Below are 17,465 nucleotides of genomic sequence, written 5' to 3'. Positions count from 1 at the left end.
TGGCGTATATTACGCTTTCCTCTTTCAGAGTCAACCCTGAATGTCAGGATTTTTCTCTTCAACCGACCGGTTGTTTGTGTGAAGTGATTCACATCCGCCGTGTCGATGGAGGCGCATTATAGGGAGTTCTCTGCTGACCGCAATAGAAAAATTGCAGAAAAATGACTGTTTGCTGCATTCCCCAGCAAAACCCCTGGTTATACCCATTTACGCACAGACTTATCCACAAAATGCGCGTTCATTTCTTGGATCTTCTCACTCTGCAAACGATCTTTCAGGGATAAAAGCGGGGCCAGAATTTAAAAAGAAAAATTCGCGAGCGTTGCGCAAACGTTTTCGTTACAATATCGCCGCAAAATGAGGATGCCCCGTAAGGGGCGTTAGCTGAGTTTTTCACGAAAAATTCAGCTAACGCTCTCTGTAATCGTCAAATCCAGGGGATTTACCATGCAACAACGTCGTCCAGTCCGCCGCGCTTTGCTCAGTGTTTCTGACAAGGCCGGTATCATCGAATTCGCCCAGGCACTTTCCGCACGCGGTGTGGAGCTGCTGTCAACAGGGGGCACCGCTCGCCTGTTAGCAGAAAAGGGTCTGCCAGTGACCGAAGTTTCCGATTACACCGGTTTCCCGGAAATGATGGATGGACGCGTGAAGACCCTGCATCCAAAAGTCCACGGCGGCATCCTCGGTCGTCGCGGCCAGGACGATGCGATCATGGAACAGCATCACATCGCCCCTATCGATATGGTTGTCGTTAATCTGTATCCGTTCGCCGAGACCGTGGCCCGTGAAGGGTGCTCGCTGGAAGATGCGGTAGAGAACATTGATATCGGCGGCCCGACCATGGTGCGCTCTGCTGCCAAGAACCATAAAGACGTGGCTATCGTGGTGAAGAGCAGCGACTACGACGCTATTATTAAAGAGATGGACGCCAACGACGGTTCCCTTCTGCTTGCAACCCGCTTCGATCTCGCCATCAAAGCTTTTGAGCACACCGCCGCCTACGACAGCATGATTGCCAACTACTTTGGCAGCATGGTTCCGGCCTACCACGGTGAAAGCAAAGAAGCCGCTGGTCGCTTCCCGCGCACCCTGAACCTGAACTTCATTAAGAAGCAGGATATGCGCTACGGCGAGAACAGCCACCAGCAGGCGGCCTTCTATATAGAAGAAGAGGTAAAAGAAGCCTCTGTCGCTACCGCTCAGCAGGTTCAGGGCAAAGCCCTCTCTTATAACAACATTGCCGATACCGACGCAGCGCTGGAGTGCGTGAAAGCGTTCAGCGAACCGGCCTGCGTCATTGTTAAACACGCCAACCCATGCGGCGTGGCGGTCAGCACTTCTATTCTCGACGCTTATGACCGCGCGTACAAAACCGATCCGACTTCCGCATTCGGCGGCATCATCGCCTTCAACCGCGAACTGGATGCTGAAACCGCGCAGGCGATCATCTCTCGCCAGTTTGTCGAAGTGATCATCGCCCCATCCGCCAGCGAAGAAGCGCTGAAAATCACCGCCGCCAAACAGAACGTACGCGTGCTGGTTTGCGGCCAGTGGGCGGTACGCGTGCCAGGTCTCGATTTCAAACGCGTGAACGGCGGCCTGTTGGTGCAGGATCGTGACCTGGGCATGGTGAGCGAAAAAGACCTGCGCGTTGTCACTAAACGCCAGCCAACCGAACAGGAGCTGCGCGATGCGCTGTTCTGCTGGAAGGTGGCGAAGTTCGTCAAATCCAACGCCATCGTCTACGCCAAAGAGAACATGACTATCGGCATCGGCGCCGGTCAGATGAGCCGCGTCTACTCCGCGAAAATCGCCGGGATTAAAGCCAGTGACGAAGGGCTGGAAGTGAAAGGTTCCGCCATGGCCTCTGACGCCTTCTTCCCGTTCCGCGACGGTATTGATGCCGCTGCAGCCGTGGGTGTGAGCTGCGTGATCCAGCCTGGCGGCTCTATCCGTGATGATGAAGTGATTGCCGCTGCCGATGAACACGGTATTGCGATGATCTTCACCGACATGCGCCACTTCCGCCATTAATGGAGCGAAACATGAAAGTATTAGTGATTGGCAACGGCGGGCGCGAGCACGCGCTGGCGTGGAAAGCGGCACAGTCGCCAAAAGTAAAAACCGTGTTCGTCGCTCCGGGTAACGCCGGTACTGCGCTGGAACCCACGCTGCAAAACGTCGCTATCAGCGTGACCGATATCCCGGCACTGCTAAGTTTTGCCCAAAACGAGAAGATTGACCTGACTATCGTCGGCCCGGAAGCGCCGCTGGTAATCGGTGTGGTTGACGCTTTTCGTGCTGCGGGCCTGAAAATCTTCGGCCCGACCGAAGGCGCAGCGCAACTGGAAGGTTCTAAGGCCTTCACCAAAGATTTCCTCGCCCGTCATAACATCCCGACGGCGGAGTACCAGAACTTTACCGAAGTGGAACCAGCGCTGGCGTATCTGCGTGAGAAAGGCGCGCCAATTGTGATCAAAGCTGACGGCCTGGCTGCCGGTAAGGGTGTGATCGTAGCGATGACGCTCGAAGAAGCGGAAGCCGCGGTGCAGGATATGCTGGCCGGCAATGCCTTTGGCGATGCGGGCCACCGCATCGTGATTGAAGAGTTCCTCGACGGCGAAGAAGCGAGCTTTATCGTGATGGTCGATGGCGAGCACGTGCTGCCGATGGCGACCAGTCAGGATCACAAACGTGTGGGAGATAAAGACACCGGTCCTAACACCGGCGGTATGGGCGCTTACTCTCCTGCTCCCGTGGTCACTAATGAAGTCCACCAGCGCACCATGGAACGGATCATCTGGCCTACCGTGAAAGGCATGGCGGCGGAAGGGAACACCTACACCGGTTTTCTGTATGCAGGCCTGATGATCGACAAGCAAGGCAACCCAAAAGTAATCGAGTTCAACTGTCGCTTTGGCGATCCGGAAACGCAGCCGATCATGCTGCGCATGAAATCGGATCTGGTGGATCTTTGCCTCGCCGCCTGCGACGGTAAGCTGGATGAGAAAACTTCCGAGTGGGACGACCGCGCCTCGCTGGGTGTGGTGATGGCGGCCGGCGGTTATCCTGGCGACTATCGCACCGGCGATGTTATCCACGGCCTGCCACTGGAAGAGGTTGCGGACGGCAAAGTATTCCATGCCGGCACTAAACTCACCGATGACGATCGTGTGCTAACCAGCGGCGGTCGCGTATTGTGCGCCACCGCGCTGGGTGAGACCGTGGCCGACGCGCAGAAACGCGCTTACGCCTTAATGACCGATATCCACTGGGACGATTGCTTCTATCGTAACGATATCGGCTGGCGCGCCATCGAACGCGAGCAGAACTAACGCGATAATTTCGCCAGCAGCGTCTTACGCGTGATCCCTAACTGACGGGCGGCTTCCGTTTTGTTGCCACCCGTTTTTTCGAGCGCCGCCAGAATGACCTCTTTTTCCACATCGACCAACGGTTGGATCTCGGCGCTGTTTTCCGTTTTTATCGGCGTCGCTGCAATAGCGAGAGGAAGTTCGCGTTCAGAAATGTATTCTCCCGTCAGCAACACCACCGCCCGTTCGATAGCGTTTTCCAGCTCGCGTATATTACCCGGCCAGTCGTAGTGAATTAACAGATCCATCGCCTGTGGCGTGAAACCTTTTACCGCTTTACGGTTACGTCTGGCAAAACACCGCAGAAAATGGTCCGCCAGTAACGGAATATCCTCCCGACGCTGGCGCAAAGAAGGCATTTCAATCGTCACCACATTCAGGCGATAATAGAGATCCTGGCGAAAGCGACCGGCGTTCACCTCTTCCGCCAGGTCGCGATGGGTGGCGGCAATCAACCGAACATCCACAGAGATCGTCTGGTTGCTTCCCACGCGTTGCACTTCACGCTCCTGAATCGCACGCAGCAAACGTACCTGCATTAACGGCGAGATATCGCCGATTTCATCAAGAAACAATGTCCCACCGTCAGCTTCGACAAAGCGTCCCTCCCGACGTTTATCCGCGCCGGTAAACGCGCCTTTTTCGTGTCCGAACAGCTCGGACTCCAGCAGCGATTCATTAAGCGCCGCGCAGTTGAGCGTGACCAGCGGTTTATCACTCCGGGCGCTACAGGCGTGTAGCGCCCGCGCCACCAGCTCCTTGCCGGTACCGGAGTCTCCGTGAATCAATACCGTGGCGTCTGATGGCGCGACCATCGCGATTTCATTCAGTAAATGTTGCATCGCCGGACTTTCCCCAATCATGCCAAACTGCGCGGCAGGCACAGAAGGTGACTCGGCGGTGGCATCCCGCGTATGCGCCAGCGCGTTTTCCAGCGTCTCCTGCAGATGGTCAAAATCCAGCGGTTTAATTAAGTAGTCGAGCGCTCCAGCTTTCAACGCCTCTACCGCCGTTTCTACGCTGGAGAATGCCGTCATAATCAAAATCGGAATGGCGGGGTTGAGCGCTTTAATCTCTTTCAGCGTGGCGATACCGTCCATCTCCGCCATACGAACATCGCACAGTACCAGATCAAAGACTTTCTCACGCACCTGAGCCAACGCATCATGCCCACTGTAGGCCAGAGCGACCTTATAGCCCCAGCCCCGAAGCAGCGCCTGTAAAATCGTGCAGTGGCTGACATCATCATCCACAACCAGAATATCGATTTTTCCGCGTATCATCCTTGTTAATCCTGTTGTCTCGCTATCACTGGCAACCAGATAGTAAAGACCGCGCCTTTACCCTCAATACTTTTCACCTTAATCGCACCGCCATGCTGTTCGATGATATTTTGCACCACCGCCAGCCCCAGGCCTGTTCCGTCAGCTTTCGTCGTAAAATAAGGCGTAAAAATCGCCTCCAGCTGATCCGGGGCGATCCCTTTCCCGCTATCGGTAACAGTAATGATAACGCGGTCGGTCCCACTTTCTTTCGCCTCTACGGTAATCGTTCCCTGGCAGCCAATCGCATGAATAGCGTTCAGGTACAAATTCAACAGCACCTGAGTCAGCCTGTCCGGGTCAGCCTGAATACGCATAAGCGTCTCATTCGCCGTGAATCTCAACTGAATCTCTCTGCTTTGGGCATCCTGACTGACCAGATTCAGGGAGTGGGTAATAATATCATTGAGGTTAACCGCCTGGAGCGTCAGATGCGCGGGCTTTACCAGTTCGAGCAATTCGCTTACCACCCGGTTCAAACGGTCGGCCTCTTTGGCCATCACCTGCGCCAGTTCATGCGACTCGCCGCCGGCAGGCGTGCGCTCGGCAAAGTATTTCGCCAGTCCTTTGATGGACGAGAGCGGGTTACGAATTTCGTGCGCGACGCCCGCCGCCAGATGCCCCATCGCCACCAGCTTTTCTTTACGCTTCATTGCATCAAGCAGTTCTCTGTGCGAGCGTTGATAACGCTGATGCCAAAAAAAGGCCAGTAACGTTGCCAACAGCACCGCCGCTAAAGCAGACAACACAATCAGCGTATTACGCCACTCCCTTGCCTGGGTCGCGGCCAGCTCGCTGGCGTCAAAGGCAATAAAAATAGTTTGTTTCGCAGGTTCATCGTCATTGGCGCAACGCGCCATACCGTGACCTCTCATACCGAAAAGCGGCTGGAACTGGCGGTAAATTTCCAGCGCAGGCACCGTCTCGCCGCTATCAGCAACGTCGACGCGCCGCCAGCGCTCCTGCGGCCCGGGGTTTAGCTGATGCATTTCAGATGTGGAATAGAGCGATTTGCCCACCATGCCTGGGTTGCTATGAGTGATGATTACCCCCTGCGCATCCGTTACGGCGAACCACAACACGCCTGGCTGACCCGCCATCTCTTCCAGCAATGTCTGCTGCTGCGCGTGATGCATCCGCATTCCCATACCAACTCGCGTGCCGGATTCCAGAGCGCGAATGAGTACATTTCCCTTTTCCAGCAGCGTCTGCCTGGCGGCTGCGCTCTCACGGCCATAGTCGCGAATGACCATAATGGAAAATAGCCCCACCAGAATGAAGATCGCCACAGGTAGCAGCCGACTCAACCACGTTGCAGCGGCATCTTTATGTAATCGCATAAAACTCACAGGCTTCCCCGGCTCGTTTTTATTTTCCTTACTTTAAGCAGAGATCATGCCATTCTTCGCTCCGCATAACCGCGCGTTGTCGCACACCCTTCCGGATAAGCGGGTAAAAATGACTCGCCAGGCAGGCCATGCGAGTCATTTTTACTCGCTTTTTGCCGCCTGAAGCGGGTTAACTCGCTGTCCGACAAGGAATAGTGACCTGGCACGGAAGATGCAAGAGAAAGGATAAGATGAGCAACTGGAGAACGCAAAATGAAACGGAACAATAAATCAGCTATCGCGCTAATCGCCCTCTCGCTTTTGGCCCTGAGCTCCGGCGCCGCCTTCGCCGGGCATCACTGGGGCAACAATGACGGTATGTTGCAACAGGGAGGTAGCCCGTTAACAACGGAACAGCAGGCGACGGCGCAGAAAATTTATGATGATTACTATACGCAGACCAGCGCGCTGCGCCAGCAACTGATATCCAAACGTTATGAATACAACGCGCTGCTGACCGCCAGTTCGCCGGATACTGCGAAAATTAATGCGGTTGCCAAAGAGATGGAATCATTAGGCCAGAAGTTAGATGAGCAACGCGTGAAACGGGATGTCGCGATGGCGCAGGCTGGCATACCACGCGGCGCAGGAATGGGCTATGGCGGTTGCGGCGGCTATGGCGGCGGTTATCATCGCGGCGGCGGCCACATGGGTATGGGAAACTGGTAAAGCATTTTTGCCGAATGGCGGCTTCGCCATCCGGCATTCCATCAAAAGGTTTTCGCTTGCGGCTGCCAGTGACAGAAATCTGAATTCGCCACCAACAAAAGTTGCGATCCTTCCGGCGCCTCCAGCCATGCTACGCTCACCTCTACCGATGAGTGGTTCTGGCGGCGCTCAATGTGGCTTATTGCCCAGGAATCCAGATCCGGTTTCAGCGTTTCACCTTCACAAGTGGTTACCGTATGGTCGGCGTGCCACCGTCCCTGGCGTAGTATGACGCGCCCCAGACGCAATGCGTCGCTGGTCTGACGGATTTGTTCGGCGCGATAGCGATACAGGGCAATCTGATCGTTGGAAAGCTGCTGCTTCTGCCCCCCGACTTCACGCTGCATAAAACTGAGTTCGCCACGAGCGTCGAAACGCGCGCGAATGTGTTCTGGCGGTTTGCTGTAAATATTGAGTTCAATAAGCGAAAGCGTATCACCCTGCCAGCGATATTCGCTGGTCCTCGTGCTGCCGCTATGCCACGGGCTAAAAACAGAAAGCAGATGGACTTCATCGTTCGTATCTTTACGCCAGATACGTACCGCACCCTGATCGCCGGCAAAGCCGCTGGCAGTAAACGGAGGCGGTGAAGCGTTATGACTGCAGGCAGTCAGCAACAGCGCGCCCGAAAACAGAAGCGCACGACGCCAGACAGACAAAAGGGGCTGACGAGCCCCTTCGATAAAACTGTTCACAGCTACGCGTCTTACTTAACTGCGTCTTTCAGTGCTTTACCAGAAACAAATGCCGGTACGTTAGCGGCGGCGATTTTGATTTCTTTACCGGTCTGCGGGTTGCGGCCAGTGCGCTCAGCACGGTGGTTCACTTTGAAGGTACCGAAACCAACCAGTTGTACAGCATCGCCTTCTTTCAGAGACTCAGTAATAGCAGCCAGAGTGGATTCCAGAGCAGCTTTAGCCTGGGGTTTTAGACAGTTCTGCTTTGTCTGCAATTACATCAATCAGTTGAGTCTTGTTCATAAGTTATCCTTACAATGTGTTTATCGCTTGCTAAGCATCGAGTGCGACGGAAATGCCAGAAAAGCACTCTCCTGCATACACGCACCGATAGCCACTTTTTTTCGCCTCCCAAATGTAGACCAGACGGGGGGCAGAAGGGAAGCCTTATGGCACGACAAATCAGGCGTTAAATCACGTTTTCTGGTGTCATTGCTGAAAATTTATACCGATATTGCTCTCGCCAGCCTCGCGCAGGTCTGCCCTGAGCCCTTTTATCAGTTCAATATCGCGTTCTTCGCAGTCGGCTAAAAGTCGGAATATTTCCCACTGAATATCCCATTCCTGTTCAACGGCAGGGTTCGTTTTGAGCTCCTCATCGGTCATTTCCCGACCAGCCTGAGTCATTTCCAACATCGCTACCGTAGTAATGGAAGTCTTACTAACCTCAATAGCGTGTTCCAGCGTTTCGCCGCTAAGACGAGAATGCATTAATTCGCTTAATGCGACGCAGGCATCAATCGCCGGGTAAACGCCGTACAGATCATAGTCGTCAGCCGCCGGAATTGCCTCCTCAAACTTCTCCAGTTGGCTGTCGAAATTGACCTTCGCATCTTTCACCGTCAGGGTTTCCCAGATCAGATCCAGAATGCGACGGTAGATCTGTCCGTCGCCGAATTCCGTCTGCTTGCAAAACATGGCGTAGTTCGGGTACATGCGCTCGCACAAGCAGGCCATAAAAGTAACGTGCTGCCAGCTTTCCAGCCGCTCCAGACGCAAATGAATCGGGTTTTGTAACATGATGGAATCTCGAATCGGAAATTAGCGGCAGTTTACCTGAATCAGCGCTGAATTTCTTGCCAACGAACAAACGCCGGACGCCCGGAAGCGACGGCATCCGCCCAACGCGTCGGCTCCGGCAGGCGATACCCTTTCATACAGCGTTGTACCCACGCCAGCGCGCTGTCAGTACTGACCCGGTGCCCTGTCGCGATAAACAGCGGATTACAGCGCGCCTTGCTGCGCCATACCCATGCCAGTTGCTCGCCTTTATCCATTAAGGCGCTAAGCGCGCCAGGTTCAGCGGAAAGCGGTTCAAATTTACCGCATAGCCGTTTTTTCGCCACGCCGATAGTTGGCACGTCCACCAACAGTCCAAAATGGCTGGCGACGCCAAGCCGACGCGGATGCGAAATACCGTGACCATCTACAAACAGCAAATCGGGCTTTTGCGAGAGTTGTTCCCACGCTGCCAGCAGCGCAGGATATTCACGAAAAGAGAGAAAGCCGGGGATATACGGCATGGTGGTGGCGATACGCGCCACCTTGTACTCCACCAGCTCAAGCGACGGGTATTTCAGCAATACCATCGCCGCCCGCGTCACCTCGCCGCCCTGCTCAAAACCGACGTCCGCCCCGCCGATAAACGCCGGCGGATCTTTGTCCAACCGATCCTCGCGGCAAACCGATGAAGCAAGTTCTATCTGTTGAGCGCGTAGCGACGCGAGATCCATACTAACTCCTTAGTTGTGATACTGCGCAGAAAGTCGGTGCACCGCCTCCACAAATGCGCCAGCATGTTCTGGCGGCACATCCTGATGGATGCCATGTCCGAGGTTAAAGACGTGCCCTTCTCCCTGACCGAAACCAGAAAGTATAGTCGCGACTTCGTCTTCGATACGGGCTGGCGGCGCATAAAGCATTGAGGGGTCCATATTGCCTTGCAGAGCGACCTTATGACCCACACGGCGACGCGCATCGGCAATATCGGTCGTCCAGTCAAGGCCCAGCGCGTCGCAGCCGGTTTCCGCCATCGCTTCCAGCCATTGACCGCCGCCTTTGGTGAACAGCGTCACCGGTACCCGACGCCCGTCGTTTTCACGCAGCAGGCCATCCACGATTTTATGCATGTAGTACAGGGAGAATTGCTGGTAATCGTGGCCGGTTAGCACGCCGCCCCAGGTATCGAAAATCATCACCGACTGCGCGCCAGCTTTGATTTGCGCGTTGAGGTACAGCGTGACGCTTTTCGCCAACTTATCCAGCAGCAGATGCAACGCCTGCGGGTCAGCGTACATCATCTTTTTAATCACCGTGAAGGCTTTGCTGCTGCCGCCTTCCACCATATAGGTCGCCAGCGTCCACGGACTGCCGGAAAAGCCGATCAGCGGAACCTCGCCTTTTAGTTCGCGGCGAATCGTGCGTACCGCATTCATCACGTAGCCCAGTTCATCCTCCGGATCGGGAATGGGCAGCTTATCGACATCGGTTTTACAGGTGACAGGAGCCGTAAAGCGCGGGCCTTCCCCGGCTTCAAAATAGAGCCCCAGTCCCATTGCGTCCGGAATCGTCAGGATATCCGAGAAAAGGATCGCCGCATCAAGCGGATAACGGCGCAGCGGCTGTAAAGTGACCTCGCAGGCCAGTTCGGCATTTTTGCACAGCGACATAAAATCGCCCGCCTGCGCGCGAGTGGCTTTATACTCCGGTAGATAACGGCCTGCCTGGCGCATCATCCACACTGGCGTAACATCAACGGGCTGGCGCAGCAGCGCACGTAGATAACGATCGTTTTTGAGTTCGGTCATTTTTACATTCCTTTAGCGTTGATGCGCCCAGTGTAACATGTCAGTCGTATTCAGCCCGACACATTGCCACCGTATCTTCGATTAAACGGCGTGCGACGGTGCCCGGCGGCGGCAGTAGAGGAAGATCGTCATAACGGTACCAATTTGCTTCCAACAGCTCTTTCGGGTCGATGACAATCTCGCCGCTGTCATACTCCGCCATGAAAGCGGTCATCAGCGACTGCGGAAAAGGCCACGGCTGGGAAGTCACATAGCGCAGATTTTTCACCTTAATCCCGCTCTCCTCCATCACCTCGCGCGCTACCGCCTGTTCTAAGGTTTCGCCTACTTCAACAAACCCGGCCAGTACCGTATGCACGCCGTTACGGTGGCGAACATGCCGGGCAAGCAGAATAGAATCCTCACGGCGAATGGCAACAATAATGCAGGGGGCGATTTGCGGGTAGTAACGCTCGCGGCAATGGCTGCACAGCATCGCCCATTCGGTTTTACTGGGGTGCATAGGGTGCCCGCAATAGCCGCAAAATTTATGCGAGCGATAAAACTCCGCCAACTGTACGCCGCGTCCCGCCAGTTGGAACAGCCCTGCATCCTGATCGATAACCTGGCGTACCGATCCCATATCATGACGCCGATGCTGTAACACCAGCCAGACGGGCTCGCCTTGCCATTCACCTATCCGGAGTGCGCGCTGCCCCACAAGATCGAAATTTGCCGCCAGCCCGTGTGGTAATTCCCCATACGGCAACCATAATTTTTGTTCATGGCTGACGATCCACCAGCCACTCTCTAATTTTTCAATTATACGATCCATAGCTCTTGCACTACCTTTGCTTCACTGGCATGTTGTTAACAATATTTTTACATTTATGGCGCACAGCCTTTATCTAACTTGCGGAGACAATCATGCTAAACCAGCTGGAAAACCTGACGGAGCGCGTTGGCGGAAGCAACAAACTGGTCGATCGCTGGCTACATGTACGTAAGCACCTGCTCGTGGCTTACTACAATCTGGTTGGCATTAAGCCTGGCAAAGAATCGTACATGCGGCTGAATGAAAAAGCGCTGGATGATTTTTGTCAGAGCCTGGTCGATTACCTTTCCGCCGGGCATTTCAGTATTTATGAACGTATTCTCCATAAATTGGAAGGAAACGGTCAGCTTTTACATGCGGCAAAAATCTGGCCGCTGCTGGAAGATAATACGCAGCGCATTATGGATTATTACGATTCCAGCCTGGAAACTGCCATCGATCACGATAATTGTCTCGAATTTCAACAGGCTCTGTCAGATATCGGCGAGGCGCTGGAAGCCCGCTTTGTGCTGGAAGACAAGCTGATTATGCTGGTATTTGACGCAATGCACGACGGCGCCAGAGTAAAACGTCCCGCTTGAGTTTTACGCCGTTAACAGGTAGGTTACAAACTTCCCCCTCTTATGAGGGGATGCCATCTTGTCGGAGTGCCATTTTTGGCTGAGACCGTTAATTCGGGATCCGCGGAACCTGATCAGGTTAATACCTGCGAAGGGAACAAGAGTAATTCTGCTTTATGCTGCTGCCTTTACGGGCGGCGCACATCCATTACTCCATCCGTCGTCTGACAAGCCACGTCCTTAATTTTTTGGAATGAGCTATGTCTACAACAAAATTAACCCGCCGCGAGCAGCGCGCTAAAGCCCAGCATTTTATCGATACGCTGGAAGGCACCGCGTTTCCCAACTCGAAACGCATCTACGTTACCGGTTCGCAGCATGATATTCGCGTACCGATGCGCGAAATTCAGCTTAGCCCGACATTGATTAGCGGAACGAAAGACCACCCGCAGTATGAAGAAAATGAAGCGATTCCAGTGTATGACACCTCCGGCCCGTACGGTGATCCGGATATCGCCATCAACATCCAGCAGGGTCTGGCAAAGCTACGCCAGCCGTGGATTGAAGCGCGGGCTGATGTAGAAACGCTTTCTGACCGCAGTTCTGCCTATACCCGCGAACGTCTGACGGATGAAGGGCTTGACGCATTGCGCTTTACCGGTCTGTTAACGCCAAAACGCGCCAAAGCCGGACACCGCGTGACGCAACTTCATTATGCCCGTAACGGGATCGTGACGCCGGAAATGGCGTTTATCGCCATCCGTGAAAACATGGGCCGGGAGCGTATCCGCAGTGAAGTGCTGCGCCACCAGCATCCCGGAGAAAGCTTCGGCGCGCGCCTGCCGGAAAACATCACCCCGGAGTTTGTGCGCGATGAAGTCGCCGCCGGACGCGCCATCATCCCCGCTAACATCAATCATCCGGAATCGGAACCGATGATTATTGGCCGCAACTTCCTGGTGAAGGTCAACGCCAATATCGGCAACTCGGCGGTGACCTCCTCCATCGAAGAAGAGGTCGAAAAACTGGTGTGGTCGACACGCTGGGGGGCGGATACGGTGATGGATCTCTCCACCGGGCGCTATATACACGAAACCCGTGAGTGGCTCCTGCGTAATAGCCCGGTGCCAATCGGCACCGTGCCGATCTACCAGGCGCTGGAGAAGGTCAACGGGATCGCCGAGGATCTTACCTGGGAAGCCTTCCGCGATACTCTGCTGGAACAGGCGGAACAAGGGGTAGACTATTTCACTATTCACGCCGGTGTACTGCTGCGCTACGTGCCGATGACCGCCAGACGCCTGACCGGCATTGTCTCGCGCGGCGGCTCGATCATGGCGAAGTGGTGTCTTTCTCATCACAGAGAGAACTTCTTGTATGAGCACTTCCGCGAGATTTGTGAAATCTGCGCCGCCTATGACGTCTCACTCTCGCTGGGCGACGGGCTGCGACCGGGTTCCATTCAGGACGCCAATGACGACGCGCAGTTTGCCGAACTGCATACGCTGGGCGAGCTGACCAAAATCGCCTGGGAATACGACGTACAGGTAATGATTGAAGGCCCGGGACATGTTCCGATGCAGATGATCCGCCGCAATATGACCGAAGAGCTGGAGCACTGCCATGAAGCGCCGTTTTATACCTTAGGGCCGCTGACCACCGATATCGCGCCGGGTTATGACCACTTCACCTCCGGCATTGGCGCGGCGATGATCGGCTGGTTTGGCTGCGCGATGTTGTGCTACGTCACACCGAAAGAGCACCTCGGTCTGCCGAACAAAGAAGACGTTAAGCAGGGGCTGATCGCCTATAAGATTGCCGCCCACGCCGCTGACCTGGCGAAAGGCCACCCAGGCGCGCAGATCCGCGATAACGCGATGTCGAAAGCGCGTTTTGAATTCCGCTGGGAAGATCAGTTTAACCTGGCGCTCGACCCGTTCACCGCCCGCGCCTGGCACGACGAAACCCTGCCGCAAGAATCCGGCAAAGTGGCGCACTTCTGCTCGATGTGCGGGCCAAAATTCTGCTCAATGAAAATCAGCCAGGAAGTGCGCGACTATGCCGCCGCGCAAACTATCGAAGTGGGAATGGCCGATATGTCGGAGAGCTTCCGCGCTAAAGGCGGCGAAATCTATCTGAAGCGGGAGGAAGCGTAATGTACCAGCCTAACTTTCCCCCCGTCCCTTTCCGCTTAGGTCTCTATCCGGTGGTCGATAGTGTAACGTGGGTTGAGCGCCTGCTGGCGGCGGGCGTACGCACCATCCAGCTTCGCATCAAAGACAAGCGCGATGACGACGTCGAAGCGGATGTGGTCGCGGCCATTGCGCTTGGGCGTCGTTACAATGCCCGTCTGTTTATCAACGATTACTGGCGTCTGGCGATTAAGCACAACGCCTGGGGCGTGCATCTGGGTCAGGAAGACCTGGAGATCACCGACCTGAGCGCCATTCGGGCCGCCGGTTTACGCCTGGGCGTCTCAACGCATGATGATATGGAAATCGACATAGCGCTCGCCGCTCGTCCTTCCTACATCGCCCTCGGCCACGTCTTCCCGACGCAAACCAAGCAGATGCCTTCCGCCCCGCAGGGACTGAAACAGTTGGCGCGGCATATTGAACGTCTGGCGGATTACCCCACCGTGGCGATTGGCGGTATCAGTGTGGAACGCGCCCCTGCGGTGCTGGCGACCGGCGTCGGCAGTATTGCCGTGGTCAGCGCCATCACCCAGGCCGCCGACTGGCGCGCCGCTACGCAACAGTTACTTGCAATCGCAGGAGTCGGCGATGAATGACCATGATTTTATGCGCTATAGCCGCCAGATCCTGCTCGGCGATATTGCGATTGAAGGCCAGCAAAAGTTGCTCAATAGTCATGTATTGATTGTCGGCTTAGGCGGATTGGGTTCGCCTGCGGCACTCTATCTGGCGGGCGCAGGCGTTGGTACGCTGACGCTGGCGGACGATGACGATGTTCACTTGAGCAATCTCCAGCGGCAAATTCTGTTCACCACCGACGATATCGCCCACCCGAAGGCGCAGGCGGCGAAGCTACGGCTGGCGCGGCTCAACCCCGGCAGCGAGCTGATCGTATTGAAACAGCGTCTGACTGGCGATGTGCTTAAGAACGCGGTAGCGCGTGCCGACGTCGTGCTCGACTGTACCGACAACATGGCGACCCGTCAGGAGATCAACGTCGCCTGCGTGGCACTGAATACACCATTAATTACCGCCAGCGCCGTCGGCTTTGGCGGCCAGTTGATGATACTGACGCCACCGTGGGAGCAAGGCTGTTACCGTTGCCTGTGGTCAGACGATGTGGAGCCAGAGCGCAACTGCCGTACCGCAGGTATCGTCGGTCCCGTCGTTGGCGTCATGGGTGCCTTGCAGGCGCTGGAGGCAATCAAATTCCTCAGTGGGATGGAAACGCCGAGCGGCGAGCTGCGCCTGTTTGACGGTAAAACCAGCCAGTGGCGCAGCCTGGCGCTGCATCGCGCCAGCGACTGCCCGGTCTGTGGAGGGCAACATGCAGATTCAGTTCAATGATGAACCGATGCAGTGCGCAGAGGGACAAACCGTCAGTGAGCTGCTCACGCAACTCAATCAGCTTAAACCGGGCGCAGCGCTGGCGCTAAATCAACAGATTCTGCCACGCGAGCGGTGGCGGCAACATATCGTGCAGGAAGGCGACCAGATCCTGCTTTTTCACGTTATAGCAGGAGGTTGAGATGTTACGTATTGCCGATAAAACGTTTGATTCGCATCTGTTCACCGGCACCGGGAAATTTGCTTCTGCACAGCTAATGGTCGACGCCATCCGCGCCTCCGGCAGCCAACTGGTGACGCTGGCAATGAAGCGCGTCGATTTACGTAAGCCAAATGATGCCATCCTGGCGCCGCTTCTCGAGGCTGGTGTGACGCTGTTACCCAATACTTCAGGGGCGAAAACCGCCGAAGAGGCGATCTTCGCTGCCCAACTGGCGCGCGAAGCGCTGGGGACGCACTGGCTAAAGCTGGAGATTCATCCCGATGCCCGCTGGCTGTTGCCAGACCCGATTGAAACGCTGAAAGCCGCCGGGGAGCTGGTAAAACAGGGGTTCGTGGTGTTGCCCTACTGCGGCGCAGACCCGGTATTGTGTAAACGGCTGGAAGAAGTTGGCTGCGCGGCAGTGATGCCGCTTGGCGCGCCGATTGGCTCCAATCAGGGGCTGGAAACCCGCGCGATGCTGGAGATTATTATCCAGCAGGCTACTGTCCCGGTGGTCGTGGACGCGGGTATCGGCGTACCCAGCCATGCCACGCAGGCGCTGGAAATAGGCGCAGATGCGGTGCTGGTCAACACGGCGATTGCCGTGGCGGATGACCCGGTAATGATGGCCAATGCTTTCCGTCTGGCGGTAGAAGCAGGCGTACTGGCTCGCCTGGCTGTACCGGGTAATCGCAGCATCTATGCCAGCGCCACCAGCCCGCTCACCGGCTTCCTGGAGGCGTCGGTATGAAATCGTTCACCGATCGCTGGCGACAACTGGAATGGGACGATATCCGGCTACGCATCAACAGCAAAACTGCCGCCGATGTGGCGCGGGCGTTGAATGCTTCACACCTCAACCGCGAGGATATGATGGCGTTACTCTCCCCCGCCGCCGCTGATTACCTGGAGCCGCTGGCGCAGCGCGCGCAAAAGCTTACCCGCCAGCGTTTCGGCAATACCGTCAGCTTTTATGTTCCGCTCTATCTCTCGAACCTGTGCGCCAATGACTGTACCTACTGCGGTTTTTCGATGAGCAATCGCATTAAGCGTAAAACGCTGGATGAGCCAGATATTCAAAGGGAGTGCGACGCTATCCGTAAACTGGGCTTTGAGCACCTTCTACTGGTGACCGGGGAACATCAGGCCAAAGTAGGAATGGACTATTTTCGCCGTCATTTACCGGCTATTCGCCGCCAGTTTTCATCGTTACAGATGGAAGTTCAGCCCTTGTCGCAAGAAAACTACGCGGAGCTCAAAACGCTGGGGATCGATGGCGTGATGGTTTATCAGGAGACTTATCATGAGGCAATCTATGCACAGCATCATCTGAAGGGAAAGAAACAGGACTTTTTCTGGCGGCTGGAAACGCCGGATCGGTTAGGCCGGGCAGGTATCGACAAAATCGGTCTTGGCGCGCTAATTGGTCTGTCGGACAACTGGCGGGTGGATTGCTATATGCTAGCTGAACATGTGCTGTGGATGCAGAAACACTACTGGCAGAGTCGCTATTCTGTTTCCTTCCCGCGTCTGCGCCCGTGTACTGGCGGTGTGGAACCCGCGTCTTTGATGGATGAAAAGCAACTGGTGCAAACGATTTGCGCTTTCCGGCTACTGGCGCCGGAAATTGAATTATCACTCTCCACCCGCGAGTCTCCGAGGTTCCGCGACCATGTCATACCACTGGCGATCAATAACGTCAGCGCCTTTTCGAAAACGCAGCCGGGGGGATATGCGGATAACCATCCTGAACTTGAGCAATTTGCGCCGCATGACGATCGCCGACCCGAGGCCGTTGCCGACGCGCTAACGGCGCAAGGGTTACAGCCCGTGTGGAAAGACTGGGAGAGCTTTTTGGGACGTGGCTCGCAGGCAACTTGCAGGAACCTGTAATCACGTTATTTTTTTTCGTGACGCGACGTAAAAGCCAAAACGGGAGATTGTTACCAGTCTCCCGTTTTTTTATGGTGTCATGGTCAGCAACGGAAGCTGACCAGGGCGAAAGGCT

17 protein-coding genes, 1 pseudogene and 1 riboswitch are annotated in these 17,465 nt (G+C 55.5%); of the genes and pseudogenes, 10 read left to right on the top strand and 8 right to left on the bottom strand.

Annotation, left to right across the window (positions count from 1 at the left end):
- Positions 1-447: 447 nt before the first annotated feature.
- Together purH and purD are read left to right on the top strand one after the other, a co-directional pair.
- A complete protein-coding gene (gene purH, locus F4V72_RS23740; RefSeq protein WP_053510934.1) occupies positions 448-2,037 on the top strand; it encodes a bifunctional phosphoribosylaminoimidazolecarboxamide formyltransferase/IMP cyclohydrolase in 1,590 nt (529 codons plus the stop codon).
- 11 nt (positions 2,038-2,048) lie between these two features.
- Positions 2,049-3,338 (top strand): phosphoribosylamine--glycine ligase, encoded by a 1,290-nt coding sequence (gene purD, locus F4V72_RS23735; protein ID WP_023247926.1) that lies wholly within the window; start codon positions 2,049-2,051, stop codon positions 3,336-3,338.
- Here the strand turns inward: purD and zraR are convergent.
- Together zraR and zraS are read right to left on the bottom strand one after the other, a co-directional pair.
- Positions 3,335-4,660: a sigma-54-dependent response regulator transcription factor ZraR gene (gene zraR, locus F4V72_RS23730; protein ID WP_023247925.1), complete on the bottom strand. Its 1,326-nt coding sequence runs from the start codon at positions 4,658-4,660 to the stop codon at positions 3,335-3,337. The two genes, purD and zraR, sit on opposite strands and share 4 nt — an antisense overlap.
- 5 nt (positions 4,661-4,665) lie before the next feature.
- The gene (zraS, locus tag F4V72_RS23725) at positions 4,666-6,048 is read right to left on the bottom strand and encodes a two-component system sensor histidine kinase ZraS (protein WP_070790173.1); all 1,383 of its coding nucleotides are present in this window, start codon (positions 6,046-6,048) and stop codon (positions 4,666-4,668) included.
- A gap of 252 nt (positions 6,049-6,300) precedes the next feature.
- Between zraS and zraP the strand changes: the two genes are divergently transcribed.
- A complete protein-coding gene (gene zraP / locus F4V72_RS23720) occupies positions 6,301-6,756 on the top strand; it encodes a zinc resistance sensor/chaperone ZraP (protein WP_080071309.1) in 456 nt (151 codons plus the stop codon).
- Between the two features lie 41 nt (positions 6,757-6,797).
- Here the strand turns inward: zraP and F4V72_RS23715 are convergent, their stop codons facing one another.
- From F4V72_RS23715 to nudC, 6 genes and pseudogenes are all read right to left on the bottom strand, one after another.
- The gene (locus F4V72_RS23715; protein WP_023247922.1) at positions 6,798-7,490 is read right to left on the bottom strand and encodes a DUF1481 domain-containing protein; all 693 of its coding nucleotides are present in this window, start codon (positions 7,488-7,490) and stop codon (positions 6,798-6,800) included.
- Between the two features lie 11 nt (positions 7,491-7,501).
- Positions 7,502-7,775 (bottom strand): annotated as a pseudogene (hupA, locus tag F4V72_RS23710) (nucleoid-associated protein HU-alpha).
- 186 nt (positions 7,776-7,961) lie between these two features.
- A complete protein-coding gene (locus F4V72_RS23705) occupies positions 7,962-8,552 on the bottom strand; it encodes a YjaG family protein (protein WP_000940092.1) in 591 nt (196 codons plus the stop codon).
- A 41-nt stretch (positions 8,553-8,593) separates the two neighbouring features.
- Entirely contained in the window at positions 8,594-9,265 is a 672-nt protein-coding gene (gene nfi, locus F4V72_RS23700) for a deoxyribonuclease V (RefSeq protein ID WP_000362358.1), read from the bottom strand.
- A 9-nt stretch (positions 9,266-9,274) separates the two neighbouring features.
- Positions 9,275-10,339, bottom strand: coding sequence for a uroporphyrinogen decarboxylase (gene hemE / locus F4V72_RS23695; RefSeq protein ID WP_023247920.1), 1,065 nt, complete (start codon positions 10,337-10,339; stop codon positions 9,275-9,277).
- Between the two features lie 40 nt (positions 10,340-10,379).
- Positions 10,380-11,153 (bottom strand): NAD(+) diphosphatase, encoded by a 774-nt coding sequence (gene nudC, locus F4V72_RS23690; RefSeq protein WP_000373960.1) that lies wholly within the window; start codon positions 11,151-11,153, stop codon positions 10,380-10,382.
- A 92-nt stretch (positions 11,154-11,245) separates the two neighbouring features.
- Here nudC and rsd point away from each other — a divergent pair, with 92 nt between their 5' ends.
- The 7 genes from rsd (at position 11,246) to thiH (ending at position 17,350) form a co-directional block, all read left to right on the top strand.
- Entirely contained in the window at positions 11,246-11,734 is a 489-nt protein-coding gene (gene rsd, locus F4V72_RS23685; RefSeq protein ID WP_000934318.1) for a sigma D regulator, read from the top strand.
- A gap of 52 nt (positions 11,735-11,786) precedes the next feature.
- Positions 11,787-11,887: riboswitch (TPP riboswitch) on the top strand.
- Between the two features lie 86 nt (positions 11,888-11,973).
- Positions 11,974-13,869: a phosphomethylpyrimidine synthase ThiC gene (gene thiC, locus F4V72_RS23680; RefSeq protein WP_023247918.1), complete on the top strand. Its 1,896-nt coding sequence runs from the start codon at positions 11,974-11,976 to the stop codon at positions 13,867-13,869.
- Positions 13,869-14,504, top strand: coding sequence for a thiamine phosphate synthase (gene thiE / locus F4V72_RS23675; RefSeq protein ID WP_023247917.1), 636 nt, complete (start codon positions 13,869-13,871; stop codon positions 14,502-14,504). The genes thiC and thiE overlap by 1 nt, the downstream gene beginning before the upstream one ends.
- A complete protein-coding gene (locus F4V72_RS23670) occupies positions 14,497-15,255 on the top strand; it encodes a HesA/MoeB/ThiF family protein (protein ID WP_053510941.1) in 759 nt (252 codons plus the stop codon). The genes thiE and F4V72_RS23670 overlap by 8 nt, the downstream gene beginning before the upstream one ends.
- Positions 15,236-15,436 (top strand): sulfur carrier protein ThiS, encoded by a 201-nt coding sequence (gene thiS / locus F4V72_RS23665; protein WP_023247915.1) that lies wholly within the window; start codon positions 15,236-15,238, stop codon positions 15,434-15,436. The genes F4V72_RS23670 and thiS overlap by 20 nt, the downstream gene beginning before the upstream one ends.
- A gap of 1 nt (position 15,437) precedes the next feature.
- Positions 15,438-16,208 carry a thiazole synthase gene (gene thiG, locus F4V72_RS23660; protein WP_053510943.1) on the top strand — a complete coding sequence of 257 codons (771 nt, stop codon included), beginning with the start codon at positions 15,438-15,440 and terminating at the stop codon, positions 16,206-16,208.
- Positions 16,205-17,350, top strand: coding sequence for a 2-iminoacetate synthase ThiH (thiH, locus tag F4V72_RS23655; protein WP_070803211.1), 1,146 nt, complete (start codon positions 16,205-16,207; stop codon positions 17,348-17,350). Before thiG ends, thiH begins: the two co-directional genes overlap by 4 nt.
- The last annotated feature ends 115 nt before the right edge of the window (positions 17,351-17,465 follow it).

The organism is Salmonella enterica subsp. diarizonae, from assembly GCF_008692785.1.
In the GTDB taxonomy this organism is placed as follows: domain Bacteria; phylum Pseudomonadota; class Gammaproteobacteria; order Enterobacterales; family Enterobacteriaceae; genus Salmonella; species Salmonella diarizonae.
Note: the sequence above shows the minus strand (reverse complement) of the source record. Positions and strands in the feature narration are given on the sequence as shown.

Coding starts and splice junctions, on each gene's coding strand:
- purH (WP_053510934.1), top strand. CDS start 448: ATGCAACAACGTCGTCCAGTCCGCCGCGCTTTGCTCAGTGTTTCTGAC.
- purD (WP_023247926.1), top strand. CDS start 2,049: ATGAAAGTATTAGTGATTGGCAACGGCGGGCGCGAGCACGCGCTGGCG.
- zraR (WP_023247925.1), bottom strand. CDS start 4,660: ATGATACGCGGAAAAATCGATATTCTGGTTGTGGATGATGATGTCAGC.
- zraP (WP_080071309.1), top strand. CDS start 6,301: ATGAAACGGAACAATAAATCAGCTATCGCGCTAATCGCCCTCTCGCTT.
- F4V72_RS23705 (WP_000940092.1), bottom strand. CDS start 8,552: ATGTTACAAAACCCGATTCATTTGCGTCTGGAGCGGCTGGAAAGCTGG.
- nfi (WP_000362358.1), bottom strand. CDS start 9,265: ATGGATCTCGCGTCGCTACGCGCTCAACAGATAGAACTTGCTTCATCG.
- hemE (WP_023247920.1), bottom strand. CDS start 10,339: ATGACCGAACTCAAAAACGATCGTTATCTACGTGCGCTGCTGCGCCAG.
- nudC (WP_000373960.1), bottom strand. CDS start 11,153: ATGGATCGTATAATTGAAAAATTAGAGAGTGGCTGGTGGATCGTCAGC.
- rsd (WP_000934318.1), top strand. CDS start 11,246: ATGCTAAACCAGCTGGAAAACCTGACGGAGCGCGTTGGCGGAAGCAAC.
- thiC (WP_023247918.1), top strand. CDS start 11,974: ATGTCTACAACAAAATTAACCCGCCGCGAGCAGCGCGCTAAAGCCCAG.
- thiE (WP_023247917.1), top strand. CDS start 13,869: ATGTACCAGCCTAACTTTCCCCCCGTCCCTTTCCGCTTAGGTCTCTAT.
- F4V72_RS23670 (WP_053510941.1), top strand. CDS start 14,497: ATGAATGACCATGATTTTATGCGCTATAGCCGCCAGATCCTGCTCGGC.
- thiS (WP_023247915.1), top strand. CDS start 15,236: ATGCAGATTCAGTTCAATGATGAACCGATGCAGTGCGCAGAGGGACAA.
- thiG (WP_053510943.1), top strand. CDS start 15,438: ATGTTACGTATTGCCGATAAAACGTTTGATTCGCATCTGTTCACCGGC.
- thiH (WP_070803211.1), top strand. CDS start 16,205: ATGAAATCGTTCACCGATCGCTGGCGACAACTGGAATGGGACGATATC.